Here is a 2,044-nt window from a genome sequence, read left to right as displayed (position 1 = left end):
GCCTTAGGGGTCGACTCACCCTGCCCCGATTAACGTTGGACAGGAACCCTTGGTCTTCCGGCGAGCGGGCTTTTCACCCGCTTTATCGTTACTTATGTCAGCATTCGCACTTCTGATACCTCCAGCATGCCTCACAGCACACCTTCAGCGGCTTACAGAACGCTCCCCTACCCAACAACATTTACATGTCGCTGCCGCAGCTTCGGTGCATGGTTTAGCCCCGTTACATCTTCCGCGCAGGCCGACTCGACCAGTGAGCTATTACGCTTTCTTTAAATGATGGCTGCTTCTAAGCCAACATCCTGGCTGTCTGTGCCTTCCCACATCGTTTCCCACTTAACCATGACTTTGGGACCTTAGCTGGCGGTCTGGGTTGTTTCCCTCTTCACGACGGACGTTAGCACCCGCCGTGTGTCTCCCGTGATAACATTCTCCGGTATTCGCAGTTTGCATCGGGTTGGTAAGCCGGGATGGCCCCCTAGCCGAAACAGTGCTCTACCCCCGGAGATGAGTTCACGAGGCGCTACCTAAATAGCTTTCGGGGAGAACCAGCTATCTCCCGGTTTGATTGGCCTTTCACCCCCAGCCACAAGTCATCCGCTAATTTTTCAACATTAGTCGGTTCGGTCCTCCAGTTAGTGTTACCCAACCTTCAACCTGCCCATGGCTAGATCACCGGGTTTCGGGTCTATACCCTGCAACTTAACGCCCAATTAAGACTCGGTTTCCCTTCGGCTCCCCTATGCGGTTAACCTTGCTACAGAATATAAGTCGCTGACCCATTATACAAAAGGTACGCAGTCACCTAACAAGTAGGCTCCCACTGCTTGTACGTACACGGTTTCAGGTTCTGTTTCACTCCCCTCGCCGGGGTTCTTTTCGCCTTTCCCTCACGGTACTGGTTCACTATCGGTCAGTCAGGAGTATTTAGCCTTGGAGGATGGTCCCCCCATGTTCAGACAGGATACCACGTGTCCCGCCCTACTCGTCGGACTCACAACCTGTGCATCTTCGTGTACGGGGCTGTCACCCGGTATCGCGCGACTTTCCAGACGCTTCCACTGATGCACAAGCTGATTCAGGTCCTGGGCTGCTCCCCGTTCGCTCGCCGCTACTGGGGGAATCTCGGTTGATTTCTTTTCCTCGGGGTACTTAGATGTTTCAGTTCCCCCGGTTCGCCTCGTTAACCTATGTATTCAGTTAACGATAGTGCACAAGTGCACTGGGTTTCCCCATTCGGACATCGACGGCTGTAGCGGTTCATATCACCTTACCGTCGCTTTTCGCAGATTAGCACGTCCTTCATCGCCTCTGACTGCCAGGGCATCCACCGTGTACGCTTAGTCGCTTAACCTCACAACCCACAGGCGTTTTACAACGCTGCAGACTGCAAGCATTTGAGAGACCCGAACGCATCGTTATTCATTTCTTATTACGGAGAAATGAACCGACGCGTCGTTTCAAATTTTCAGCTTGTTCCGGATTGTTAAAGAGCAAATACTTCGCAGCACACCGTCGCCGGTATACTCTGAAGTAAGTTTCAGTACTGTAATGGTGGAGCTAAGCGGGATCGAACCGCTGACCTCCTGCGTGCAAGGCAGGCGCTCTCCCAGCTGAGCTATAGCCCCATACAGTCACTGCAGAGACCATCTACATCCACTCACCAGGAGTCACGTTTCTCACACGGGAAATGTGATTTCGTCTCAGGCAAGGCATGTTTTCGCGAAGCATAGTGAACTATGCGAGCCGGAAACATAACGCGGCATGAGAAGAAATCTGGTAGGCCTGAGTGGACTTGAACCACCGACCTCACCCTTATCAGGGGTGCGCTCTAACCACCTGAGCTACAAGCCTGTAGAGGTTTTTTCTGCTCGTTACTTTTCTATCAGACAATCTGTGTGAGCACTTCGCGGGAAAGTATCTTCAGGTAAGGAGGTGATCCAACCGCAGGTTCCCCTACGGTTACCTTGTTACGACTTCACCCCAGTCATGAATCACAAAGTGGTAAGCGCCCTCCCGAAGGTTAAGCTACCTACTTCTTTTG

At 52.4% G+C, this 2,044-nt stretch carries 2 tRNA genes and 2 rRNA genes; all 4 read right to left on the bottom strand.

The features are described 5' to 3' along the window. Nucleotides 1–1,354 (bottom strand): 23S ribosomal RNA (locus MXF20_RS23165); the annotation flags it as partial. Nucleotides 1,355–1,552: 198 nt separating this feature from the next. Next, a tRNA-Ala gene (locus MXF20_RS23160) sits at nucleotides 1,553–1,628 on the bottom strand. A 149-nt stretch (nucleotides 1,629–1,777) separates the two neighbouring features. Continuing rightward, a tRNA-Ile gene (locus MXF20_RS23155) sits at nucleotides 1,778–1,854 on the bottom strand. 74 nt (nucleotides 1,855–1,928) lie between these two features. Beyond that, a 16S ribosomal RNA gene (locus MXF20_RS23150) occupies nucleotides 1,929–2,044 on the bottom strand; the annotation flags it as partial.

It is taken from the genome of Pantoea dispersa (genome assembly GCF_035783935.1).
GTDB lineage: Bacteria > Pseudomonadota > Gammaproteobacteria > Enterobacterales > Enterobacteriaceae > Pantoea > Pantoea dispersa_C.
This window is presented reverse-complemented; position numbering and strand designations above follow the sequence as displayed.